The sequence below is a fragment of the Annamia dubia NIES-4383 genome (assembly GCF_055394725.1).
This window is the reverse complement of the sequence record NZ_AP025630.1, coordinates 3,425,050-3,450,424: the sequence shown is the minus strand read 5'-3', so window position 1 is coordinate 3,450,424 and position 25,375 is coordinate 3,425,050. Positions and strand designations below refer to the sequence as shown.

General features: G+C 34.3%; 13 protein-coding genes. 8 read left to right on the top strand and 5 right to left on the bottom strand.

Features of this window, described 5'->3' with window-relative positions:
- Positions 1 to 32 precede the first annotated feature (32 nt).
- Positions 33 to 2,627 carry a DNA mismatch repair protein MutS gene (gene mutS / locus Anndu_RS15450; RefSeq protein ID WP_464102041.1) on the bottom strand — a complete coding sequence of 865 codons (2,595 nt, stop codon included), beginning with the start codon at positions 2,625 to 2,627 and terminating at the stop codon, positions 33 to 35.
- A gap of 144 nt (positions 2,628 to 2,771) precedes the next feature.
- On the opposite strand from mutS, the gene Anndu_RS15445 reads away from it, so the two are divergent.
- On the top strand, positions 2,772 to 2,999 hold the full coding sequence (locus tag Anndu_RS15445; protein WP_464102040.1) for a hypothetical protein: 228 nt from the start codon (positions 2,772 to 2,774) through the stop codon (positions 2,997 to 2,999).
- Positions 3,000 to 3,114: 115 nt separating this feature from the next.
- Here Anndu_RS15445 and Anndu_RS15440 read toward each other — a convergent pair whose 3' ends face one another.
- The gene (locus tag Anndu_RS15440) at positions 3,115 to 4,389 is read right to left on the bottom strand and encodes an AmpG family muropeptide MFS transporter (protein ID WP_464102039.1); all 1,275 of its coding nucleotides are present in this window, start codon (positions 4,387 to 4,389) and stop codon (positions 3,115 to 3,117) included.
- Between the two features lie 227 nt (positions 4,390 to 4,616).
- Between Anndu_RS15440 and Anndu_RS15435 the strand changes: the two genes are divergently transcribed.
- From Anndu_RS15435 to Anndu_RS15420, 4 genes are all read left to right on the top strand, one after another.
- On the top strand, positions 4,617 to 5,786 hold the full coding sequence (locus tag Anndu_RS15435) for a trypsin-like peptidase domain-containing protein (RefSeq protein WP_464102038.1): 1,170 nt from the start codon (positions 4,617 to 4,619) through the stop codon (positions 5,784 to 5,786).
- Positions 5,787 to 6,239: 453 nt separating this feature from the next.
- Positions 6,240 to 7,331 (top strand): threonine synthase, encoded by a 1,092-nt coding sequence (gene thrC, locus Anndu_RS15430; RefSeq protein ID WP_464102037.1) that lies wholly within the window; start codon positions 6,240 to 6,242, stop codon positions 7,329 to 7,331.
- 106 nt (positions 7,332 to 7,437) lie between these two features.
- A complete protein-coding gene (gene dcd / locus Anndu_RS15425; RefSeq protein WP_464102036.1) occupies positions 7,438 to 8,037 on the top strand; it encodes a dCTP deaminase in 600 nt (199 codons plus the stop codon).
- Positions 8,038 to 8,253: 216 nt separating this feature from the next.
- Complete coding sequence (locus tag Anndu_RS15420; protein ID WP_464102035.1) at positions 8,254 to 9,063, top strand: carbon-nitrogen hydrolase family protein; 810 nt, start codon at positions 8,254 to 8,256, stop codon at positions 9,061 to 9,063.
- Between the two features lie 101 nt (positions 9,064 to 9,164).
- Here Anndu_RS15420 and Anndu_RS15415 read toward each other — a convergent pair whose 3' ends face one another.
- Entirely contained in the window at positions 9,165 to 10,769 is a 1,605-nt protein-coding gene (locus Anndu_RS15415) for a B12-binding domain-containing radical SAM protein (RefSeq protein ID WP_464102034.1), read from the bottom strand.
- 210 nt (positions 10,770 to 10,979) lie between these two features.
- Between Anndu_RS15415 and Anndu_RS15410 the strand changes: the two genes are divergently transcribed.
- Positions 10,980 to 11,216, top strand: coding sequence for a hypothetical protein (locus Anndu_RS15410; protein WP_464102033.1), 237 nt, complete (start codon positions 10,980 to 10,982; stop codon positions 11,214 to 11,216).
- A 118-nt stretch (positions 11,217 to 11,334) separates the two neighbouring features.
- On the opposite strand, the gene trhO is transcribed toward Anndu_RS15410, so the two are convergent.
- Together trhO and rpmH are read right to left on the bottom strand one after the other, a co-directional pair.
- The gene (trhO, locus tag Anndu_RS15405) at positions 11,335 to 12,255 is read right to left on the bottom strand and encodes an oxygen-dependent tRNA uridine(34) hydroxylase TrhO (RefSeq protein WP_464102032.1); all 921 of its coding nucleotides are present in this window, start codon (positions 12,253 to 12,255) and stop codon (positions 11,335 to 11,337) included.
- Positions 12,256 to 12,450: 195 nt separating this feature from the next.
- A complete protein-coding gene (rpmH, locus tag Anndu_RS15400; protein WP_464102031.1) occupies positions 12,451 to 12,588 on the bottom strand; it encodes a 50S ribosomal protein L34 in 138 nt (45 codons plus the stop codon).
- A 410-nt stretch (positions 12,589 to 12,998) separates the two neighbouring features.
- On the opposite strand from rpmH, the gene Anndu_RS15395 reads away from it, so the two are divergent.
- Positions 12,999 to 19,799: an amino acid adenylation domain-containing protein gene (locus Anndu_RS15395; RefSeq protein WP_464102030.1), complete on the top strand. Its 6,801-nt coding sequence runs from the start codon at positions 12,999 to 13,001 to the stop codon at positions 19,797 to 19,799.
- A gap of 137 nt (positions 19,800 to 19,936) precedes the next feature.
- On the top strand, positions 19,937 to 25,375 hold the full coding sequence (locus Anndu_RS15390) for a non-ribosomal peptide synthetase (RefSeq protein WP_464102029.1): 5,439 nt from the start codon (positions 19,937 to 19,939) through the stop codon (positions 25,373 to 25,375).

Sequence of the window (25,375 nt, the reverse complement as noted above, 5' to 3'; positions counted from 1 at the left end):
ATTATCAATTGTTGAGCGATCGCTTTTTAAGCTTAGAAAATATCTAATTGTTCAATCTCATTTTTTTCATTTTCTTGACTCATTAATTCATTAATTCCCTTTCTTAAACCTACGGCAATTTTACTATGTTTTTCGATTTGTTTCATTACTTGTTTTGCTCTTTTAATAACTGAGTCAGGTAAACCCGCTAAACGCCCTGCCTCTATACCATAAGACTTATCCGCCCCCCCTGGGGTAACTTTATGTAAAAAGACAATTTTATCCTCCATTTCTCGCACTGTCACTTGATAATTAGCCACATTATTTAAAATAGATGCTAACTCATTTAATTCATGATAGTGGGTTGCAAAAATTGTTTTACATTTAATCTGAATAGCTAAATATTCCGCCACTGACCAAGCAATAGATAAACCGTCAAAAGTTGCCGTTCCTCGTCCAATTTCATCTAATAAAACTAAAGATTTTCTAGTAGCATGGTTTAAAATATTAGCGGTTTCATTCATTTCCACCATAAAGGTTGATTGCCCTGTAGCTAAGTCATCCACCGCCCCAACTCTGGTAAAAATTCGATCACAAATGCCAATAGTTGCTTCAGTTGCCGGAACAAAACTGCCCGTTTGAGCCATTAATTGAATTAAGCCAACTTGTCTTAAATAACAACTTTTACCACTGGCATTAGGGCCTGTTAAAATAATTAAATCAGGGCAATTATTACCCCCCATATTAGTGGAATTGGCCACAAAAAAACCACTCCCTAAAGACTTAGAAACTACCGGATGTTTTCCATCTTTAATATTAATTATTCCCTCATTATTAATTTCTGGACAACAATAATTTTCATAAATAGCTGTTTGAGCAAAACTTGTTAATACATCTAAGGCCGCCACTGCTTTAGCTACATTTCTAATTTCTTGGGCTTTTTGCGCTACTTTTTCCCTCAAAGAAATAAAGATTTCATATTCTAATTGATTAAGATCATCTTTAGCAGTTAAAATTCTTGTTTCTTTCTCTTTTAATTCAGATGTAATATACCTTTCTTCATTGACTAAAGTTTGTTTTCTAATGTAATTTTCTGGTGCTTTTTCTGCTTGCGATCGAGGTAAACTAATATAATATCCAAAAGTCTTATTATACCCCACTTTTAACTTAGAAATTCCTGTCTTTTCTCGCTCCGTAACTTCTAAATTTGCTAACCATTGTTGATCATCTTCCACTTGTTTTTTCATGGCATCTAAATGTTCATTAACACCATCACGAATTAAGCCTCCTTCTTTAATTTGTAAAGGTGGATTATCTACTAATTGATTTAACACATATTGGCCTAATTGTTCCAATTCTGAAGGAATATTATGTAATGCTCTTAAATAAGCACTATTTCCCTCTTGGGTTAATTGGGATAACTCGGATACCCTCATTAAAGACTCAGCTAAAGCGGCTAAATCTTTAGCATTTGCCCTCCCCGAACCTACCCTTCCACTCAGTCTTTCTAAGTCATAAATATAACCTAATAATTTACGAATTGCTTGACAAATATGATCTTTTTCAATTAATTCTTTAATGGTATTTTGACGAGCTTTGATGGCTTTAACATCAAGCAAAGGCTCTAATAACCAACGTCTTAAGGCTCTTGCCCCCATCGGTGTACAAGTGGAGTCTAAAGCCCATAATAAAGAGCCGTAAAAAGCCCCATCTCTAACGGTTTGGGTAATTTCTAAATTACGGCGAGTTTGATGGTCTAAAATTAAAAATTCCCCTAAGTTGTAGGTGCGTAAGGGTTGTAAAGGGGTAATATTATCTTTTTGGGTATCTTCCACATACTGAACTAAACCGCCGGATGCTCTGATGGCAAGGGGTAAATGCTCACATCCCATGCCTTCCAATGACCTCACATCAAAACTGGCCAATAACCTCGGTTTAGCCTCAGTAATTAAAAAAGGCGTGTGAGGGCGGAAACAATAACACAGACTATCTGGAAAAATATTAGGTAAATATTCAGAGCGTTCCCCCGGCCGTAAAAAACTATTAATATCAGGGGCGTTACTAGGTATTAAAACCTCTGAAGGGTTTAAACGTAACAATTCTAAGACTAAATGCTCTAAATTTGTTGATTGGGTGGTGAAAAATTCCCCCGTTGAAATGTCCGCATAAGCCAAGCCCCAATGCTCTCCGGCGATCACCACGGCCGCTAAATAATTATTTTGTCTAGCTCTTAACATTTCATCATCAGTTAATGTTCCGGGGGTTAAAAGCCTCTGAATTTCTCTTTTTACAATTCTTTTTTCGGCGGCCGCTTCTGAGGCATCTTCCACTTGATCACAGATGGCCACGGCATAACCTTTTTCTACTAAAATACGGCTATATCTTTCTAAAGCGTGGTGAGGTACTCCCGTCATGGCGATCCGCCCGATCTCTTTACCGCCATCTTTACTCGTTAAAGATATTTCTAACTCCCGCGCGATCGTGACTGCATCTTGAAAGAAACATTCAAAAAAATCCCCCACTCGATATAATAATAAAGCGTTTTGATATTGCTCTTTAATTTCCACATAATGTTGATACATGGGAGTTAAATTTTCCCAATTTAAGCTTCTATAGTCGGTATGGGGAGTATTTCTTGAACCTATCATTTTAACAATTAATATTTATTAATAAACAATCATAATTCATTAGCTTTACATAATATCATATAATGGTAATTTTTGAAAGATCAAGGATCATTTTTTTGAAAAAATGTTATAATTAATCTAGTTGTTTTTTAGGGTTAGAAAAAGATGATTACTCAATTACATCCTCAATATATTATTAATGAAGAAGGGGAAAAAACTTCTGTAGTTTTACCTCTCGATGAATTTCAACAATTAATTGCTGATTTAGAAAGTGAAGAAGCCACAAGGGAATTATTAGAAATTCCGGGTTTATTAGCAGAAATTGAACAAGCAAGAAAAGAAATTGAGGAGGGAAAAGTTACAGAATGGAGATATTTAAGGAAAGATGTTTAAAGTTATTTTAAAGAAAAAAGCTAGAGAATTTTATCTCAAAGCTGATCAATCTTTAGCTAAAAAGTTAGCTCGTTGCTTTGAAATTTTAGAAAGGGCAATAAATAATAATTATTATTTATTCTTCTTTTCCGGGGCGAGGAATATCAACTAATTTCTTTTTCCAAGGGGCAAAATAGGGTAATAAAAGTAAACCCGGAACTGCAATAATTAGGGTAAATAAAAAGAAGTTTGACCAGCCAATTATTTCTACTAATTTTCCGGCAGGTGCGACTAAAAGATCACGACTGACAGCATTTAAACTAGATAATAAAGCATATTGAGTTGCGGAAAATTTATGATTACATAAACTCATTAAAAAGGCTACAAAAGCGGCCGTTCCTAACCCTCCACAAAAATTTTCAATATTAATTGAAATTACCATCACTTGATAATTATGACCTAATTGGGCAAGGATAAAATAAGAAAAATTACTCAAAGCTTGTAAAATTCCAAAAATCCATAATGATTTATTAATCCCAATTTTACTCATAATTGAGCCACCTATTAACGTCCCCACAATGGTAGCTATTAAGCCCATTCCGCCCTGTATTGCCCCAATATCGGTCTTGGTAAAAGCCATTTCTGGACTCAGTAAAAAGGGAGTCACCATGTTACTTAAAAAGCCGTCTCCCAGTCTGTACAAAATTATAAATAAGAGGATTAATGAGCCTGTGATTAATCCTGATCGAGAGAAAAACTCTTGAAATGGTAAGATCACCGCATCTACTAAGTCTTGAGGGGCATTAAGGTCTTCTTGGGGTTCTGGGGCGAATAGGGTAAAAATAATACATAGAGCCATTAATGCGGCTAAACATAAATAAACTAAGTTCCATGACATCCGATCTGCTAAAATTAAGGCGAGTGATCCGGTGGCCAATAAGGCGATACGGTAGCCTAAGACAAAAACCGCCGCCCCCGCTCCCATTTCAGGCGGAGTTAATACATCTGTACGGTAAGCATCGGCGACAATATCTTGACTGGCACTAAAAAAAGCAATTAATAAAGCGTTAATTGCTACAAATAATAAAGCTTGTTTTGGGTTTTGTACAGACATAATAGCGATTGCTATTACCAATAAAATCTGAGTTATTAAGAGCCAACCTCGCCTTCTTCCTAAAAATGGAGGCACAAAACGATCCATTAAAGGCGACCAAATAAATTTTAAAGAGTAGGGTAAACCTACTAAACTAAATAAACCGATCGCCGTTAAATCAACTTGAGCATCACTCATCCATGCTTGAAGGGTTTTACTGGTTAAAAATAAGGGTAAACCGGAGGCAAAACCGAGCAATAATAAAGCCCCTATTTTGCGACTTTCAAATACTTTTAAAAAAGAATTAATTGTCCTCATAAAAAAATTAGTTTGAATAAGTTTAAAATACTAATTGAATAATTTAGGGTTTATTTTAAAGCATGATGGTTAATTACTGACAATTGTTAAAATTTTAGATCGAAATTTTTATTTTCTAAAATTGTTTGTTACAATGGATAACATTATTCAATAATTCTGATAGTTCATTTTAAACTTTAATCAACTAAAATTATAAAATTAAATTTTTAAAAGACATCTACCTAATTATGAAATCCTCACACTCACCTCAATTATTACGTCAAATTTTAACTCACTTTGCTACCTTAATCGTGGGAATCATCCTCACAATAGTTGGATTTAAAACATTTAGAGTTTTATCTAACTCCACAAACCAAGAAAGCCCCCCTCGCTCTCAAACTATTTTATCTAAGCAAAATAATTCAGTTGCTATTACACCGGATAGTTTTGTCGCTTACGCAGTCGCCCAAACTGGGGCGGCCGTAGTTAGAATAGATATTGAACAGATAGTTAACCGTCAAATTAATCCTTTTTTTGGCTCTCCTTTCTCCCGACAAGAATTAGTTACCGGTCAAGGTTCAGGTTTTATTACTGATTCTAATGGCATTATCATGACAAATGCTCATGTTGTCAAAAATGCCGATCAAGTTAAAGTTACTCTTAAAGATGGGAGGATTTTCACCGGCGAAGTGAAAGGTTATGATGAATTAACTGATTTAGCTGTAGTTAAAATTGAGCCTGATCAGCAAGGTTTACCCGTTGCGCCTTTAGGAGACTCTGATCTCGTACAGGTGGGGGATTGGGCGATCGCCGTTGGTAATCCTGTCGGCCTCAATAATACCGTTACTTTAGGAATTATTAGTACAATTGATCGCTCATCAGCCCAAGCAGGAGCGCCGGATAAAAGGTTAGATTTTTTGCAAACGGATGCGGCCATTAATCCGGGAAATTCAGGCGGCCCCTTATTAAATTCTAAAGGAGAGGTAATCGGCATCAATACGGCGATTCGCCCTGATGCCATGGGGATTGGCTTTGCGATCCCCATTAATGTAGTCAAAAGACTCAAAGATTATTTGGCTCAAGGGCAATCCGTGCCTCATCCCTATATTGGCATTCAAATGACTACTTTAAGCCCACAAATAGCTCAAAATTTTAATCAAAATCCAAAAAATAAAATTCAATTACCAGAAGTAAATGGTATTTTTATCACTTCAGTTTTACCTAATACTCCGGCTCAAAAAGGAGGAATTAAAGAAGGTGATGTGATTATAAAAGTAAATAATGTCAATGTCACTACTGCCGATCAATTACAATCTTTAGTAGAAAAAACGGGGGTGGGACAAGAATTAAAAGTAGAGTTAATTCGGAAAAATAAAACCATTAATTTAATAATTGTTACTGAGCAATTACAGATATAAACTGTAATTTTTATTTTAAGCAAAACAGATCACAATTGATCTTTGAAAACAACAAAATTGAGGTTAATTTTTGTCAAAATATGTAAAATTCAAAATCAACCCTTTAAAAAGTGGGTAATTGACAACATTACCCACTTATGTGAAAATCAACACTGGGCATTAAACAATTGACAATTGACAGTGGACAGTTGATAATAAACTCTACTTAAAAGTTGAGGATTAAAAATAAGGAAAAATGTTTTATTTTTGCCATTAAAAGGGCAGGTTGACTGGGGAGCTAAATCGAACCACAAACCTAATTAAGCAATTGTCAACTGTCAATTGATAACCAAGCCTTTATTCCGAAAATAAATCAGATTAATTTATTTAATTTTCTGTTTTAAATCAAAATACCGATAGCTTGTCGGAAACTGGACAATACTTATATTTTTGTTATTTATATTAAAACTCATAATGTCTGTAGCTTCGAGTCTTTCTACTACTAATTCATCTAACTGGCGTGGTTTAATCGAAAACTATCGCTCCTATCTTCCCGTTACCGATCAAACCCCTGTGATTACTTTATTAGAGGGTAATACTCCTTTGATCCCTTGTCCGGCTATTTCCTCGGCGATCGCTCGTAATGTGAAAGTATATGTTAAATTTGATGGTTTAAACCCCACCGGAAGTTTTAAGGATCGGGGCATGACGATGGCCATCTCCAAAGCCAAGGAAGAAGGGGCAAAAGCGGTTATTTGTGCCAGTACGGGTAATACATCGGCCGCCGCCGCCGCCTACGCTAGACGCGCCGGAATGAGGGCTTTTGTGATTATTCCTGATGGATATGTAGCTTTAGGAAAGTTGGCTCAGGCTTTACTTTATGGGGCGGAAGTGATCGCCATTGATGGTAATTTTGATCAGGCTTTAGATATTGTGAAGGGTATTGCGCACAATTATCCTGTTACTTTAGTTAATTCCATCAACCCCTATCGTTTACAGGGGCAAAAAACCGCCGCTTTTGAAGTGGTTGATGTGTTAGGGAATGCACCCGACTGGCTTTGTATTCCCGTAGGTAATGCGGGGAATATTAGCGCCTACTGGATGGGTTTTAATGAATATTACAAGGAAGGTAAATGCGATCATCTCCCTAAAATGATGGGTTTTCAGGCGGCCGGCTCCGCGCCCTTTATAGCGGGTAAACCCATCGCCCATCCTGAAACCATCGCCACGGCCATTAGAATCGGCAACCCTGCCAACTGGGATAAGGCGATCGATGCTCAAACTAACTCAGGGGGAGAATTTAACCCCGTTACTGATGGAGAAATTTTAGAAGCTTATCGTTTCCTAGCCTCACAAGAGGGAGTATTTTGTGAGCCGGCCTCGGCCGCTTCCGTAGCAGGGCTATTAAAAGTTAAGGATCGAGTGCCTGACGGGGCGACAGTAGTTTGCGTTTTAACGGGTAACGGTTTAAAGGATCCCGACTGTGCCATTAATAACAGTAATAATCAGGTAAAATCAGGGATTAAACCCGATCTTGAGGTTGTGGCTAAAGTCATGGGATTTTAAACAGTTAACAGTGACCAGTGACCAGTAATCAGTGTTTAGTAATTAGTAATTAGTCATTAGTTATTGATCAAAAATAACAAATAACGAATAACAAATAACGAATAAGATGATCAAAAACGATAAATGGATTATAGAACAAGCTCAAAACGGTATGATTAGCCCTTTTGAAAGTAGTTTGGTGCGTAAAATTTCCTTAGAAAATACAGGTTTAGAAATACCCGTTTTAAGTTATGGTTTATCTAGTTATGGCTATGATATTCGCCTAAGTCCGAAAGAATTTTTAATCTTTAAACATATTCCTGGAACAGTAGTTAATCCGAAAAATTTTAGCGCTAGAAATTTAGAAAAAGTTGAATTACAAACGGATGAATATGGTCAATTTTTTATCATTCCAGCTAATAGTTATGGCTTAGGAGTATCATTAGAAAATATTGCTATGCCCCCCAATGTTACCGCAATTTGTTTAGGAAAATCAACATACGCAAGAGTAGGTTTAATTGCAAATATTACGCCTTTAGAAGCATCTTGGAAAGGCAATATTACCTTAGAATTTAGTAATTCTTCTAGCACAGATTGTCGAATTTATGCGAATGAAGGTGTGTGTCAACTATTATTTTTTGAAGGTGATCCCTGTCAAACAACCTATCAAGATCGGGGCGGAAAATATCAAAATCAATCCCATGCTGTCACCCTTCCTAAAGTTTAAAAATAAACCATATTTTTTACATGAAAAAATAACATATCTTTACCAGAAGCAATTTTAATCTGTGTAAGTGTTTTAAACTTCACAAGTTATAATGATTGCCAGAGAGTCTTCAAAAAGCGTTAAATTTGATTAACTAATTTGATTTAAAGCTTTTGATCAAAATTTGTGTCAATTTCGGTTTATCATTTTGATTACATCTTAGAATTTATAAATATAATGAAATCTTATCTTGCAGGTGCGGTACAAATGACCAGTCAGCCAGACTTACAGAAAAATCTGACTATGGCTGAAGACTTAATAGATCTCGCTGTACGGCGTGGGGCTGAGTTAGTTAGTCTACCGGAAAATTTTTCTTTTTTGGGTAAAGAAGAAGATAAATTAACTTTAGGTAGTGAAATTCATCTCAAAACTGAGAAATTTCTCAAAACAATGGCGCAAAAATACCAAATAACTCTGTTAGGTGGGGGTTTTCCCGTGCCAACTGAGGATAAAAAGGTTTATAATACCGCTGTGTTAGTTGATCCCGATGGTCAGGAGTTGGCTCGTTATGAGAAAGTTCACCTGTTCGATGTGGATGTGCCGGATGGTAATACTTACCGTGAATCAAATCTTGTGAAGGCAGGTGCTAAATATCCTCCTATTTATCACTCTGAAAAGTTAGGTAATTTAGGTTTATCTGTCTGTTATGATGTGAGGTTTCCTGAGTTATACCGTTATTTATCTAATAATGGTGCTGAGGTTTTATTCGTTCCAGCGGCTTTTACCGCTTATACGGGTAAGGATCATTGGCAAGTTTTGTTACAGGCAAGGGCGATCGAAAATACTTGTTATGTGATCGCACCTGCCCAAACTGGGCAACATTATAAGATGAGATATACTCACGGTCATGCCATGATTATAGACCCTTGGGGGGTGATTTTAGCGGATGCGGGGGATCAGCCCGGCGTGGCGATCGCTGAAATTGATCCTCAAAGATTAAAACAGATCCGTCAACAAATGCCCTCTTTACAACATCGAGTATTTTAATTTTGCTGATTAATAAGTAATAAGAAATAAGTATAAATTTTGATAAAAATACTATTATAATTAATTTTGATTTTAAATATAATCAGAGGTCTATAGGTCAACTATTTTATATTTAATGAATCTTCTAAATGTTTGATTAAAGTATCAGTTGAAAGATTAGTTTGTAGGTGTTGCCAAGGTAAAATTTGATCGGTTTTCCAGTCTTGATAAACATAAAAATCAAGGGGCGGAATTTTCCCTTTTAACTCTTTAAAAGCCCTTTTATAACTACCTAAAGTATCTCCATATTCTCTCGTCAATTCTAATAGTTGACTTAAACGGCGATCACCTCGTGAAAGCAAAGCTTGGATCACTGACCAATTATAACTTTCGGGGCGAAAATCTATTTTTTTTGTCCCTAATTTCTTTTGTAAATATTGTAATCTTTTTTGGCTTTCTTGATTCACTCCATACCATTGAAAAGGGGTGTGGGCTTTTGGCACAAAAGTGCTACATCCTAAAGTTAATCTCAGACCGGGAGCAACTTTTTTAACTTCTGTCATCATCTCAATAGTTTGATCTAGATCATCATTATTTTCCCGTGGAATACCCACCATTCCATAAAATTTTAAAGCCTTTAAACCGCCTTTTTTTGCATTAATAGAAGCCTCTATTATTTCCTGATTTGTTAACTTTTTATTAATGATTTTTCTCACTTTTTCTGAACCACTTTCCACTGCAATAGTTAATGATTTACAATCTCTTTTTGTTAAAATATTAACTAATTTTTCTGTAACTGTATTGGTTCTAACGGAGGCTAAACTTAATCTTAAATCATCATATTTTGGCTGGGCTAAATAATCTAATAATTCATCAAAATGGGGATGTTGGGTAATCGAAGCCCCCAATAAACCTAGTCTATTTGTATACTTTAATCCCCGCTCGATCGCCGGAATTAATGAATTTTCGATCGAGGCCGTGCGAAAAGGTAAAGTTAAATAACTCGCTAAACAAAAACGACACATTTCAGGGCAACTTCTGACTACTTCCACCATGAAAATATTTTCCCATGCGGCCTTTTTTGTTACCACAGTGGAAGCGGATAAAATATTACTTTTATAAGTCTGTTTTTTAACGGTTTCAGGTATGTGATGATCAATCGGTTTGATCGAGGTAATTTCACCATCAAAACCTTGATATTTTACCTCATATAAACTAGGGATATATATGCCTTCAATCTGTGCTAAATGGGTTAATTTTGTCAGACGATCGCCCCGTCTAACTTCCTTAAAACCATCAATAAAATTAGGTAATAAATTTTCACCATCACCCAATAAAATAATATCAAAAAAATCAGCAAAAGGCTCAGGATTAGCCGTTAAAACCGCACCACCGCCAAAAATTAAAGGATGATGATTTTGACGATCTTTACTTCTAATAGGAATATTTAAAGACTCTAATAAATTAAAAATATTAATATAATCTAATTCCCATGAAAAAGAAAACCCTAAAAGTTCAGGTTTTTGGGGTAAATTTTCACTAATATCTGTGAATAAACGACTGACATTAACATCTTTTCTCATGGCTAAAGTTGCCCAAACTAATTGATAACCTAAACTGGTAATTCCTACGGTATATTCATTAGGAAAAGCGAAAATAATCGGAATGCTATCACTTTGGGGCGTGACAGGATTAAATAATAAATGTTCTTCTTGAAAAATATTCACAAATAGTTAACAATAAATTAATTACTGATTCAAAAATTGACGATTAACAGTCTTGAGTTGACAATGATCTCTTTAACAATTATCAATTGATCAAAATATTAAGAAATATTGTTTTTTCAGAAAAATTTTGTCAAAAAAATCTCTTTTCAATTAAGATCAAGATTGTGTTAATCTAAAAAAATTTAGTTTAATCCAAGAGGTTAAAAAACTATGACAGAAACTACAGATAAACAAAAAAAATTCAAGGATTTGCGTTATCAATTTTACCATGAGCTTGATCAACTTTATCATCGTTTTTTTGATCAAGTTGCTCAAGCGAATATTCGAGACACTGATGCGGCTAGTTTAACTCAAAATATACTCAAAGCCCGTCAAGATAGTTTGAAATATTTAGTTGACGAAAAAGAAATGAAAGATTATCAAAACGTTTTTCCTGATGATGTTTAACTATTAATTAATAATAGATAATTATAGAACAATAATTATTAACTGAAGACTGTCAATCATGTTAAGAATAAAAAGTCAGGAATTACTTAAATTAAATGCCAGACTTTTTATTCTTCTATTAATTACTAACAGAAATTCTTGATTTTTGTAGTTTAATTTGTTTGATTTTTTCTTCCTGACGCATTCTTTTTTCCGGTGTTAAATCTTCATAACAATGTTCACAACAAATACCTTCTTCATAATGAGGAGAAAGTTTTTCTTCTTTTGTAATAGGATGGCCACACCCTAAACACATTTCATAATCTCCTTTTTTTACACCATGAATTAAAGCCACTCTTTGATCAAAAACGAAACATTCCCCATCCCATAAACTCTGATCTGGTGGGATTTCTTCCAAATATTTTAAAATGCCACCTTGTAAATGATAAACTTCTTTAAAACCCTGATCTAATAGATAAGAAGTTGCTTTTTCACACCGTATTCCCCCAGTACAAAACATCGCAACTTTTTGATTTTTTGCTGGATCAAGATTAGTTTTAACATAACTAGGAAACTCTCTAAATGTTTGAGTATGAGGATTTTTTGCCCCCCTAAAAGTACCAATTTCAACTTCATATTCGTTACGAGTATCTATTAAAATTACATCTGGATCCGTGATTAATTGATTCCATTGTTGAGGTGGTACATAATTACCAACATGAAGATTTGGATCAACTTCCGGCACTCCTAAAGTGACAATTTCTTTTTTGAGCTTAACTTTAAGACGTTTAAACGGATTAATTTCTGCTAATGACTCTTTAACTTCTAAGTCTTGCAAACGCTCATCAGAGCGCAAATAAGCTATCACAGCGTCAATATTTTCACGAGTTCCAGCGATCGTGCTATTAATACCCTCTTTCGCTAATAGAATCGTGCCTTTAATATTGTGAGCTTGACAAAAGGAAAGCAAAGGGGGGCGTTTTTCTTTGTAATCAGGGAGCAATACAAATTTATAAAAAGCAACCACCACCATTTGATGCTGAGTGTTTTGATTATTCATAGCCAATAATAACGAAACTACTAAGTTTTAATTAGTAGCATTGATATTTTAATTTAAAAATTAACTAGGAAAAAGGAAAAATAAATAATCAATTAACAATCTATAAAAATATAAAATTAAAGATGTTCTCCCTTTCCCATAAATTCCCATTTCCCGATCCCAGTCCCCTGAGTGATACAAAAATACTGATTAAACCTACACAGTTAAACGATGACGACCTTTTCTGCGACGTGCGCTAATCACATTTTGTCCGTTATGGGTACGCATTCTAGCTCTAAAACCTAGTTTACGCTTTTGTTTACGGTTTGTCCCTTCTAATGTTCGTTTAGTCATAACTAATTTCCTCCATCAATAAATTTATTTGACAAAAAAGCCACAATCTTTAATTTTAGAACAACTATGGCATAATAGGCAAGTCTTGTGCCGAAGTTTAGAAGGATAAAGGCTTGTATTTGCCTTGTGACAAGCAATCTGACTATTTTTGATCACTGTTTAAATTTTTATTAAATTTTGCTTGAAATATACATCCTTTTTTTTTTCTTAGTTATAATAGAGCAAAATTTTGTTAAAAAACTATTGCTTAATTTAAGTTTTGTGAGACAAAACCCCTAGTTTAGCTTAAATTAAATTAAGTTAATTAAACTCTCAAAAAAAACTGACAAAACTATTTTATAAAAAAATATAATTTATTTTATACAAAAAACTTTATTTTCTATTTAGAGATTTTAAGATTTAAAAATTTTATGAATAATTCACTTTCTCAAGTTAACTACCCCAGTGTTAATCAAAATCTAAAAAATTTCCAAAATGATTTACTGACAGCCCCTGCAACCGAGTCACAAAAAGAAATTTGGGCATCTGTCCAAATGGGAGATTTTGCCAATTGTGCATATAATCTCTCGTTTTCTTTAGAATTAAAAGGAGAACTTTTAGATGTAGAATTATTAAAAAAATCAATAAATTTAGTTGTAAATAGACATGAATCTTTAAGGATAAATTTTAATCATGATGGCTCAAAAATTTTGATTAAACCTACTTTAAATCTTGAGATTCCTGTGGTAGATTTATCAAATTTAACCTTAGAAGAACGGCAAAATGAGGTTAAAAAAATTAAAAAACAAGTCGTTAAAACACCTTTTAATTTAGAAAAAGATCTTTTATTTAGAGTTAAAATTATTAAGTTAAATTCCCAAGAACACATCATTATTTTTACTACCCATCATATCATTTGTGACGGTTGGTCAAGAAAAATATTTACCACAGAATTAGGGCAAGTTTATTCAGCTTTAAAACAAGGTATTGATCCCCAATTAGATCAGCCTGATTCTTTTATTGAATATGCAATTTTAGAAGCACAAACTAAGCATGAAACAGAGGGCAAAGCAACGGAAGAATATTGGTTACAACAGTTTGAAAAATCTATTCCTATTTTAGATTTTCCCACCGATCACCCACGCCCACCATTCAGAACATTTGACTCACAAAGGGAAGATTGGATTATACCTGAAAATATTGTAACAAAACTTAAATCAATTGGGTCTGATCATGGTTGTAGTTTGATGATAACAATGTTAGCAGGATTTGAGATTTTTGTATATAGAATGACCGGACAAGAATCAATTACAATTGGTGTTCCCAGTTCGGGACAAACTGCTACCGGAATGTATAATTTAATGGGTAATTGCGTTAATTTATTGCCCATTCGTGCGGATATTTCAGGAGATTTAAAATTTAGTGATTATCTCAAAATTAGAAAGGATCAAATCTTATCAGCTTTTGCTCATCAAGACTTAACTTTTGGCAGTTTAGTCCAAAAATTAGCACTCAAAAGAGATCCAAGTCGTATTCCTTTAATCCCGATCATGTTTAGTATGTTCATGGATTTAGATGATATTGAATTTGCTAATTTTGAGGTTAAAAATTACTTAAATGCTCGTTGTTTTGAAAACTTTGAAATATCTATAGATAGCCGATTGGTAAAGGGTGAACTGCTGTTAGAATGTCAATATAATACCAATCTTTTTGATCACCAAACAATTCTTTATCGTTTAGCTGAATTTGAAACTTTATTACATAGTATTGCCGAAAATGAAGATTTAACCATTGATAAATTACCTTTATTACCATCAGCAGAAAAAGAATTATTGTTAACAACATGGAATCAAACTCAAGCCCACTACCCTGATATTTGTATTCATCAACTTTTTGAAGCCCAAGTAACTAAAACTCCCGATAAAATTGCTGTTATTTTTGAAGATGAAAAATTAACCTATTCTCAATTAAATGAAAAAGCGAATCAATTAGCAATTTATTTACAAAAATTAGACATTAAACCTGATGATAAAATAGGTATTTGTATCGAGCGATCGCTGTGGATGTTGATCGGACTTTTAGGAATATTAAAAGCTGGAGCTTGTTATATTCCTCTCGATCCCACTTTTCCGAAAGAAAGACTCGCTTTAATGATCGAAGATTCCCAATTATCAGTATTAGTAACTCAAGAAAAATTACAGTCAATTTTACCAAATTATGAACATCAAGTAGAATTAATTATAATTGATCAAGATTGGCCAAAAATTATCGAAAATGCTCAAACAAATTCCCTAATTAATAATAATGTCAAGCCGGAAAATTTGGCTTATATTATTTACACATCAGGCTCAACCGGAAGACCAAAAGGCGTACAATTACAACATAATAGTGTGGTAAATTTTCTAACCACAATGGCCAAAGCACCGGGCTTAAATGAAAACGATATTATAGTCGCCTTAACTACCATTTCTTTTGATATTGCCGTTTTAGAGTTATATTTACCCTTGAGTTTAGGCGCTTGTGTCGTTATTGCCAATGATGAAGTTAAAAGAGACGGTATGGCACTCGGAAAACTCTTAACTAAAGTTCAAGGAAATGTGGTACAAGCTACCCCCGCCACATGGAAAATGTTACTAGAAACAGGATGGCAAGGCGATCCTAACTTAAAAATACTTTGCGGTGGTGAAAGTTTATCCTCTAATTTAATTAGTAATTTATTAACCAAATCCTCATCTATTTGGAATGTTTATGGCCCCACAGAAACAACTGTTTGGTCAACGACTTGTCAAGTAACCTCTCCAAAATATCCTATTTCCATCGGAAAACCAATTGCTAACACTCAGATTTATATATTAGATAAAAATTTACAACCCGCCCCCATCGGAGTGGCCGGAGAGTTATATATTGGGGGAGATGGCCTGGCCAGAGGCTATTTAAACCGCCCTGAGTTAACCTCTGAAAAATTTATTAAAAATCCCTTTAGCGATGATCCCCAATCCCGTATTTATAATACAGGTGATCTAGCTCGGTGGCTACTCAATGGCAATATTGAATGTTTAGGCCGTAGTGATTTTCAGGTAAAAGTGAGGGGATTTAGAATTGAATTAGGGGAAATTGAGAATATTTTACATAAATACTCTAAAATTCAAGAACCGGTGGTAGTGGCCAGAGAAGATGTACCCGCAGGTCAAAATATTTTAGTGGCATATTTAGTAATGAATGAAAATGAAAAATTAAATATTAGTGAAATACGCCATTATTTAAAAGATAAATTACCTGATTATATGATCCCTACGGTGTTTATGGAAGTTGAAAAATTTCCCTTAACTCCTAATGGGAAAATAGACCGTAAAGCCTTACCTGCTCCTGAAAAAGATCGATCTATTTTAGATATTGATTATGTGGCTCCCCAAAGTGATTTAGAAAATATTTTAGTCAAAATATGGGGTAATTTATTAAAAATTGATCAAGTGGGAATAGATGACAACTTTTTTGATCTAGGTGGTCATTCTTTATTAGTAGTGCAAATGATGAGCTATTTAAAAGAAGAACTTAATTTAGAATTAAGTATTACTAAAATATTTCAATATCCCACAATTCGAGATTTAGCCAAAAATATTAGCACGAATTATGACCAATCTTTCCAAACTTATCAAAAGATTCAAAAACGTAGTCAAAGAACCCAAAAATTAAGCGGTGATATTGCTATTATTGGCATGGTGGGCAGATTTCCGGGGGCTAATAATGTGGAGAAACTATGGGAAAATCTCTATCATGGAATTGAGTCTACCACCTTTTTTAAAGATGAAGAATTAGACCCATCTATTGAGCCAGAATTGATCAATAACCCCCAATATGTTAAAGCGAAAGGTTATGTGGAAAATTCAGAGTATTTTGACGCTCAATTTTTCGGGATCAACCCCCTAGAGGCCAAAATGCTCGATCCTCAACATCGTATTTTCTTAGAAGTGGCTTATGAGGCTTTAGAAAAAGCAGGTTATTCCCCCGATCAATATCAAGGCCATATAGGGGTATTCGCAGGAGCAGAATTTAATTATTATTTACTCCATAATATCGCCGGAAATAAAGAATTAATTGATACTTTTGGCGAATTTCAAATTATGGTGACGGGGGATAAGGACTTTATTCCCACTAGAGTATCCTATAAATTAAATTTAAAAGGGCCTAGTGTGAGCGTTAATACCGCTTGTTCCACTGGTTTAGTCACGGTAATATCCGCCGTCACAAGCCTCAGAAACCATGAATGTGATATTGCTTTAGCAGGGGGCGTAACGATCATTGCACCCGTCAAAAGCGGTTATCTCCATCAAGAGGGTAATATTTTCTCATCCGATGGCCATGTGCGCCCTTTTTCCGATGATGCAACGGGTACAGTTTTCAATGATGGCATTGGGATCGTGGTGTTAAAACGCTTAGAAGATGCCCTTAGAGATGGCGATCGCATTGACGCAGTGATCAAAGGAGTGGGTATTAATAACGATGGCTCGGATAAAATGAGTTTTACCGCCCCTAGTATCAATGGACAAGCCGAGGCTATTATGATGGCTCATGCCGATGCCAATATTAACCCTGAAACTATTACTTATGTCGAAACACACGGAACAGCCACCCCCGTAGGCGATCCCATTGAAGTAGCAGGTTTAACTCAGGCTTTTCATCAACAAACGAAAAAAACCAGTTTTTGTGGGATCGGCTCAATTAAAAGTAATGTGGGTCATTTAGTGGCCGCCGCCGGAACGGCCGGACTGATCAAAACGGCTCTTTGTCTGAAACATCAAACCATTCCGGCAACCTTGCATTATCATAAACCAAACCCTCGCATTGACTTTGAGAAAACTCCCTTTTATGTGATTGATCAATTAACCCCTTGGGAAAATAAGGCAGAACACCCACGCCGAGGGGGAGTTAGCTCTTTTGGCATTGGAGGTACTAATGCTCATGTAATCTTAGAAGAAGCTCCAGAAATTGAACCTTCTGGCGAATCTCGCTCTCAACAATTACTATTAATTTCTGCTAAAACTCCCTCAGCTTTAGATAAAATTACTCAAAATTTAGCTCAATATTTGAAAGAAAACCCCGATCTTAATCTTGCGGATGTGGCCTATACCTTACAAGTGGGGCGTAATATCTTACCCCATCGGCGTTATATCGTCTGTCAAGATCATCCCGAAGCCATTAATAATTTAACAACCTTACCCCCTAATTTAACCGCTACCCGTCACAGTCAGAATAAAACGAGGGAATTAGTCTTTGTTTTTCCCGGACAAGGTAGTCAATATGTTAATATGGGGTTAAATTTATATCAAACTGAACCATTATTTAAAGAAACAGTTGATTATTGTGCAGAAATTTTACAACCTTATTTAGAGGATGATCTGCGGCATTTTCTTTATCCCCATCCTGAAGATCAGGAAAAACCCACTTTATCTTTAAAAGAAACTCGGATCACTCAACCTGCTATTTTTACGATTGAATATGCCCTTGCTCAACTGTGGATCTCTTGGGGTATCCTACCAACAACGGCGATCGGCCATAGTGTGGGGGAATTTGTAGTGGCCTGTTTAGCCGGAGTTTTCTCCCTTGAAGATGCCCTTAAATTAATTGGAGTGCGAGGCAAATTAATGCAGGATCAGCCTAAAGGCTCAATGTTATCTGTTCGAGCCAAAGCCCCAGAAGTGGAAAAATGGCTAGAAACTGAGTTAACCCCTGACAAAAGTAGTCAATGTTCAGTGGCGACTATTAACGGGCCTTGCCTTTGTGTGGTATCAGGCCCCACCGAGACGATCAAAGAATTTCAGGCTAATTTGGAAAGAAAAGAAGTTATTTGTAAATTTCTCCATACTTCCCACGCTTTCCATTCTCCCATGATGGAAGCAGCCCTTGAGCCTTTTAGTAAAATTGTGGAAACGGTTACATTATCGAAGCCGAAATTCCCCTTTGTTTCCACTGTTACCGGAGACTGGATCACCGATCAAGAGGCAACGGATCCCCAATATTGGATCTATCATTTAAGGGCGACAGTACGTTTTGCCGATGCAATTAAAACCATTTGGGAAAAGAGCGATCGAGTTTTATTAGAAATAGGCCCTCGTAATACGATGGCAACTTTAGCAAGACAACAGATCACCTCCCCGAAAGAACAGATCGCTATTTCCTCTTTAGTGAGTACCTCTGAAGATCAAGCAGAATGGCGTTCTTTACTTCAAGCAGTGGGACAATTATATTTAATTGGTATCCCTTTAAACTGGGAAAAATTCTATCAAAGGGAAAAACGTCATCGTGTACCCTTACCCACCTATCCCTTTGAAGGAAAACGTCATTGGGTTGATCCCATCGACTTACCAGTGAGTAGTGCGGGGATCTCACCTGTGGCAACTAATACAGTTGATATACCTGTACAAAATCAACAATTATCTGTTATACCTGAAACACCCTCAAATATTAATAAACCTTTAAAGATGACTGAACCTCGTGCCAAAAGATTAATCCCCATTCTCAAAGAAGTATTGGAAAATAGTTCGGGTTTTGAGTTTAGTGAGATAGATGATCAAACCACATTTATTGAAATAGGTCTTGACTCTTTATCTTTAACTCAAGTAGCTCTCAATCTTAAGAATAAATTTAAGGTTAATATTACTTTCCGTAAGTTAATGGAAGCCTATCCTAATCTTAAAACCTTATCAGAATTTTTGGATCAAGAACTTCCTCCCGATGCTTTCGCCCCGCCCACTCCTGCAACCGCCCCAAGTGTCCAAACTGCTCCAACTCCCCAAGTGGCGCAAGTGCCTCCAATACCTCAAGTTAACCAAGTACCCCAAGTAACTCAAGTTAACCAAGTACCCCAAATAGTTCAAATACCTCAACCTGTGGCTTTTGTCAGTCCTGAAAATATGACAGCCAACCAAGCGATCGTGCAACAACAATTACAAATTATGGCCAAACAGCTAGAATTATTAACGGGTCAATCCTCTGTTTTGCCTACCATTGCTTATAACCCTGTTGAGTCAGCACAGCAAAAACCATTTATTTCAGAGGTTAATCATAATTATAATAATAATGGCAGAAAAGAAACTGAAACTATCACAAAAAACCTTAATGGACAAAAACCCCATCCTCAAGCCCGTTTAGGAAAGGATAAACAAGGAAATCCGGCTTGGTTTATACCCGATCCCAATCGCCTTGGCAAATATTTACAATTAATAGATCAATAAATTAATCCAAATTTGATCGGTGTTTACCTATTTTTTGATTAACTAATTAGTTGATCAAAAAATAGGTCAAAATCTAAAAAAAATAATGATCAAATACAATTATTAAACATTATTAAATATTTTTAAAAGTTTTTATTATGAATACTTCTACTGAATTAAATTATGTATCCGTAGATTTTGATCCCTTTGCCGATGGAGAAGAAAACTTTAATTATTCAGTAATAGATTTTGATCCTTTTGCGGACGGTGAAATTTTATTAACTGCTCCCACAACCCAAGCACAACAAGAAATTTGGCATTGTTCACAATTAGGAAAAGAAGCTAATCTTGCTTTTAATATATCCTATTCTTTATCATTACAAGGTAATCTTAATATAGAATTATTTAAAAAATCAATCTCTTATGTTATTCAAAGACATGAAGCCTTAAGAATTAACTTTAGTCCTGATGGAAAGCAATTATTAATTTATCCTTCTTTAAATATTGATATTCCTGTGATTAATTTAACACATTATTCAGCGCAAGAACAGGAAAATCAACTAATACAAATTAAACAAAAAATAGCCAAAACCCCTTTTAATTTAGAAAAAGATTCTTTATTTAGAGTCACAATTATTAAATTAAATCCTGAAAAATATCTCGTTATTTTTTGCACCCATCAGATCATTTGTGATCCTTGGGCATGGTGGGTTTTAATTAATGATTTAGGCAAAATTTATTCTAGTTTAAATAAAGGCAGTGAACCGAGCTTACCACAAGCAGAATCTTTTAGTCAATATGCAATTTCAGAATGGGAAATTAACCATCAAATTGCCCATCAAGAAACCCAACAATTTTGGTGTAAACAATTTTCTGATTTCATCCCTCTAGTTAGTTTTCCCACTGATCTTCCACGCCCAAATACAAGAACTTTTAATTGCGATCGTGAAAATTGGCTATTACCAGAAACTTTGATCTCAAAATTAAAAACCTTGGGCATTAAACAAGGTTGTAGTTTTATGCCTACATTTTTAGCCGCTTTTGAAATATTTTTGGCCAAAATTACCGCAAAAAATGATTTTAATATTGGTGTTTCTCGATCGGGACAAGCTTTTGCAGGAAAATATAATTTAATGGGTTATTGTGTTAATTTATTACCTATTCGTACTAAAATTGATTTAAAACAAAATTTTAAAACTTATTTAAAATCAAGAAATAGTGCAATTTTAGATGCTTTTGATTATCAACAAATGAACTTTTCTCATTTAGCAGAAAAATTTTCTATTCCTGTTGAAAAAAGGTCAATTCCTCTTTTACCTATTGCTATTACCGTACAAGATATTGAAGCAGAATCCTTTGATTTTGATGATTTAAAAGTAAAATTTGTCTATGAAAAACGAGAGTTTAATAGTTTTGAAATAGACCTTGAAATTGTCATAATTGGAGATGAAATAAATTTACAATGTCACTATAATACTAATCTTTTTTCCCCTCAAAATATTCGCTCACGCTTAGAAGAATTTGAAGTTTTATTAACTAATATTATTGAAAATCCACAATTACCAATTGATCAAATACCATTAGAGCCAACAGGAGATTTATTAAAAAAAAATATTCCCCTTTCTTTCGCCCAAAAAAGTTTATGGTTTGTTTCTGAATTAGAAGGAGCAAATCCGGCCTATAATATCTCAACAGCATGGAAAATTATAGGGAATCTTAATATTAATATTTTAGAAAAAGCTATCAATCAAATGATTGAACGCCATGAAATTTTACGCACTAATTTTCTTAAAAATAGTGAAGGCGAACCTACTGCTATTGTTCACAAAAAATCTAGTTTTGCTTTAAATTTTATTAACCTAGAATATCAATCAAATAAGTCTCAAGAGGCTGAATTATTAATTAAAGAAGCTAGTGCAAAAATTTTTGATTTAGCTCAAGATAGTTTAATTCGTAGTACAGTTGTTAAATTAGAAGAAACAGTTTATTTATTATTAATTACCGTTCATCATATTATTTTTGATGGTTGGTCAATCAATTTATTTCGTCAAGAATTAAGCGAAATTTATACAGCCTTAAGTCAAAATCAACTGCCATCTTTACCCGAATTAACTATTCAATATTCCGATTTTACCAATTGGGAAAAAGAATATCAATTGACTTCAAATTTTCAAGAACAAATATCTTATTGGAAAGATCAATTAGCTCAAGCCCCATCTTTATCAACATTTCCGCCCGATTTTCCTAGGCCAAAAAAACATACTTTTTCAGGAAAATCCTATACTTATTTTTTACCCCCAATTTTAAAAGATCAACTTAATCAATTTAGCCGTCAAGAAAATGTTACTCTTTTTATGACTTTATTAACGGCTTTTAATATTTTATTAAGTCGTTATAGCGCAGAAAATGATCTTATTATTGGTATTCCTGTGGCAGGAAGAAATAATTTAGAATTAAAAGCTTTAATGGGCTTTTTTGTTAATACCATTGTTTTAAGAACTAATTTAGATGATGAGCCTGATTTTCGACAATTATTACAAAGGGTAAAAAACATTACTTTAGAAGCAATGGAATATCAAGAAATACCTTTTGAAAAATTAGTAGAAGAATTAAATCCAGAACGTAATTTAAGTTATAATCCTATTTTTCAAGTGTTATTTAATATGTTAAACTTGAATTACGATCCCTTAACTTTAGGGGATTTAAAAGTAGAATCTTTACCATTTTTTGAAGAATCTTCTAAATTTGATATTACTTTTTATATCATTCAAGAGGAAGAAAAAATTAAATTTACATGGCTCTATAATGAAGCTATTTATCAGCCGGAAACTATCATCAGATTTAACGAACATTTGCAAACAATTTTAGAAGGAATTGTTATTAATCCTCAACAAGCTATTTCTTCTTTACCCCGTCCTTTAATGCCCCCCAATTTTCCCGATCCATCCATCAAAATTGAAGAACCAAATTATCCTTTATTAACTCAACAATTTGAAGATTGGGTCAAGAAAACCCCAGAAAAAATAGCCATTTGTCAAAGTAAAAATCAATGGACTTATCAAAAACTTTTTGAACGTAGTTTAGAATTAGCCAAAATTCTTCTGGCTTCTGACTTAAAACAAGGAGAAGTAGTAGCAGTTTATGGTCAAAAAACCTTTGGTTTAATTGTTAGTATGATGGCGGTTTTATTGAGTGGAGGAGTGTTATTATCTTTGGATCACAATTTAAACCAAGAACGCCAAAAAGCCATGTTAAGTCAAGGTAAAGTCAGATTAATTTTATCAGTTGAAAATCAAATTCCCACCTTTGAAGATCAACAATTGTCATTACAAGAAATTAAAATTGATCCCGATCGTGCCGTAGTAAATAAACTGAACCCAGAATTAAAACAAAAAGTAGCCAGTCAAAAATTACCTTCCCTTGCCCCAGATGATCCCGCTTATGTCTTCTTTACATCAGGCACAACGGGCGTACCGAAAGGGGTTTTAGGCTGTCATAAAGGTTTGGCACATTTCCTCTCATGGCAAAAAACCACCTTTAAGATCGAACCTGATGATCGAGGCGCACAACTGACAAGTTTATCTTTTGATGTGATCTTAAGGGATATTTTTCTACCTTTAGTGAGCGGTGCAACCCTCTGTTTACCTCCTAAAAATTACGATCTTAGCCCTGAATTTATTTTACCTTGGTTAGTGGAGCAAAAAATCACCTATTTTCACACCGTGCCGACTTTGGCTAAGACATGGTTAACCAACATTCCCCCAAATTTTTCTTTAAAAAGTTTACGGCGGATCTTCTTTTCGGGAGAGCCTTTAACCCATAGTCTAATTATTAATTGGCGTAAAGCTTTTTCTCAAAAGGCTCAAATTATTAATTTTTATGGAGCTACGGAAACCACTTTAATTAAATGTTTTTATGTTGTACCCGAAAAACCCATTCAGGGAGTACAACCGATTGGTTTTCCCCAACCCCAAACCCAAGTTTTAATTTTAAATCAACATCAACAATTATGTGCCATTGGAGAAATCGGGGAAATCGTGATCAGAACGCCTTTTCGGAGTTTAGGTTATTTAAACAATCCTCAAGAAACTCAAAAAAGATTTATGATTAATCCCTATACCAAAAATGAAAAAGATTTACTTTATTTAACCGGAGATCGGGGCTGTTATCAAAGTGATGGAAATATTAGAATTTTAGGCAGAATTGATGATCAAGTCAAAATTAGGGGAATTAGAATTGAACCCCAAGAAATAGCAGTAGTTTTAAGCCAATATTCAAAAGTAGATCAAGCCGTAGTTATTACCAAAAAACAGCAAAATGATGATAAATATTTAGTCGCTTATTTTGTTAATAAAAAAGGTCAAACTTTGACCTCAGAAGAAATAAGAAATTATCTCAAACAAAAGCTTCCTGATTATATGATTCCCACTGCTTTTGTAAAATTGGAGAAAATTCCCGTTAATCCTAATGGTAAAGTTAACCGTAATGCTTTACCTGAGCCTGATTTAGCCAGTCAAATTGAAGAAAAATATTTGGTTGAACCTCGCAATGAAATTGAAAGGGAATTAGTTAGAATTTGGCAGGAAATTTTGGGCGCTCCCAAGATTAGTATTAATGATAACTTTTTTGCTTTAGGAGGACATTCTTTATTAGCAATTTCATTATTAAGTAAAATCAATCGAGAATTACAGTTAAAACTGTCTTTACGCCAAATTATTGAGAATCCGACTATTGCTCAATTAGTTGAATCTAATCCCCAATTTAATCTAACAAAAATTGAGCCAGAGTTACCTGTAGAAATTAAAACTATTCGAGAAGGAAATCCTAATTTTCCAGTCTATTTTATTCATATTGAGCAGGAAATTTTTGTGCGTCCAATTGCTGATTTATTAGACCCTAAATATTCACTTTATTCTGTCTCAAGTTTAGGTGAATTAATCACCAGAGAAATTATTGATCCCAATGGTTCTACTATTTCTGTGGAACAATTAGCCCGTAACTATGTAGAGGCTTTACTTAAATTTCAACCCACAGGCCCTTATTATTTTTTAGGGGTATCTTTTGGAGGTGTAATGGCTTATGAAATGGCATCTCAATTATTAGCTAAAGGCCATGAAGTTAACAATGTAATTTTGTTTGATACCGGAGATCTTACCCCAAGAAATTTATTATATATAAAAGCTATTACTTTAATTGGCTATTTCAAAAAATTAATTAAAAAAGGCCCATCTTATTTAAAAGATCGACTTGTGAAAAAATATCATGATTTACAATATAATTTATTAGAAGAAGACGATTTTTCTATTAATCAAGGTGATATAAAAGATCGTGTTTTATCCGCAGAACAAAAAATTGTTTATCAAATTTTAAATTGGAATGCGAAAGTTAAAAAAAGCTATACCCCGAAAAAATATTCGGGTGTCTTAACTTTATTTTTTGCCGATGAAGAAATGTTTTTATTTAGAAAAGGTTGGAAAGATCTAACGGATGATAAATTAAAAGTTGTGACAATTCCGGGTCAACATATTACTATGTATGAACAACCAAATGTTAAAATTTTAATTGCAGAATTAGAAAAAATCCTATATTCAAATTAA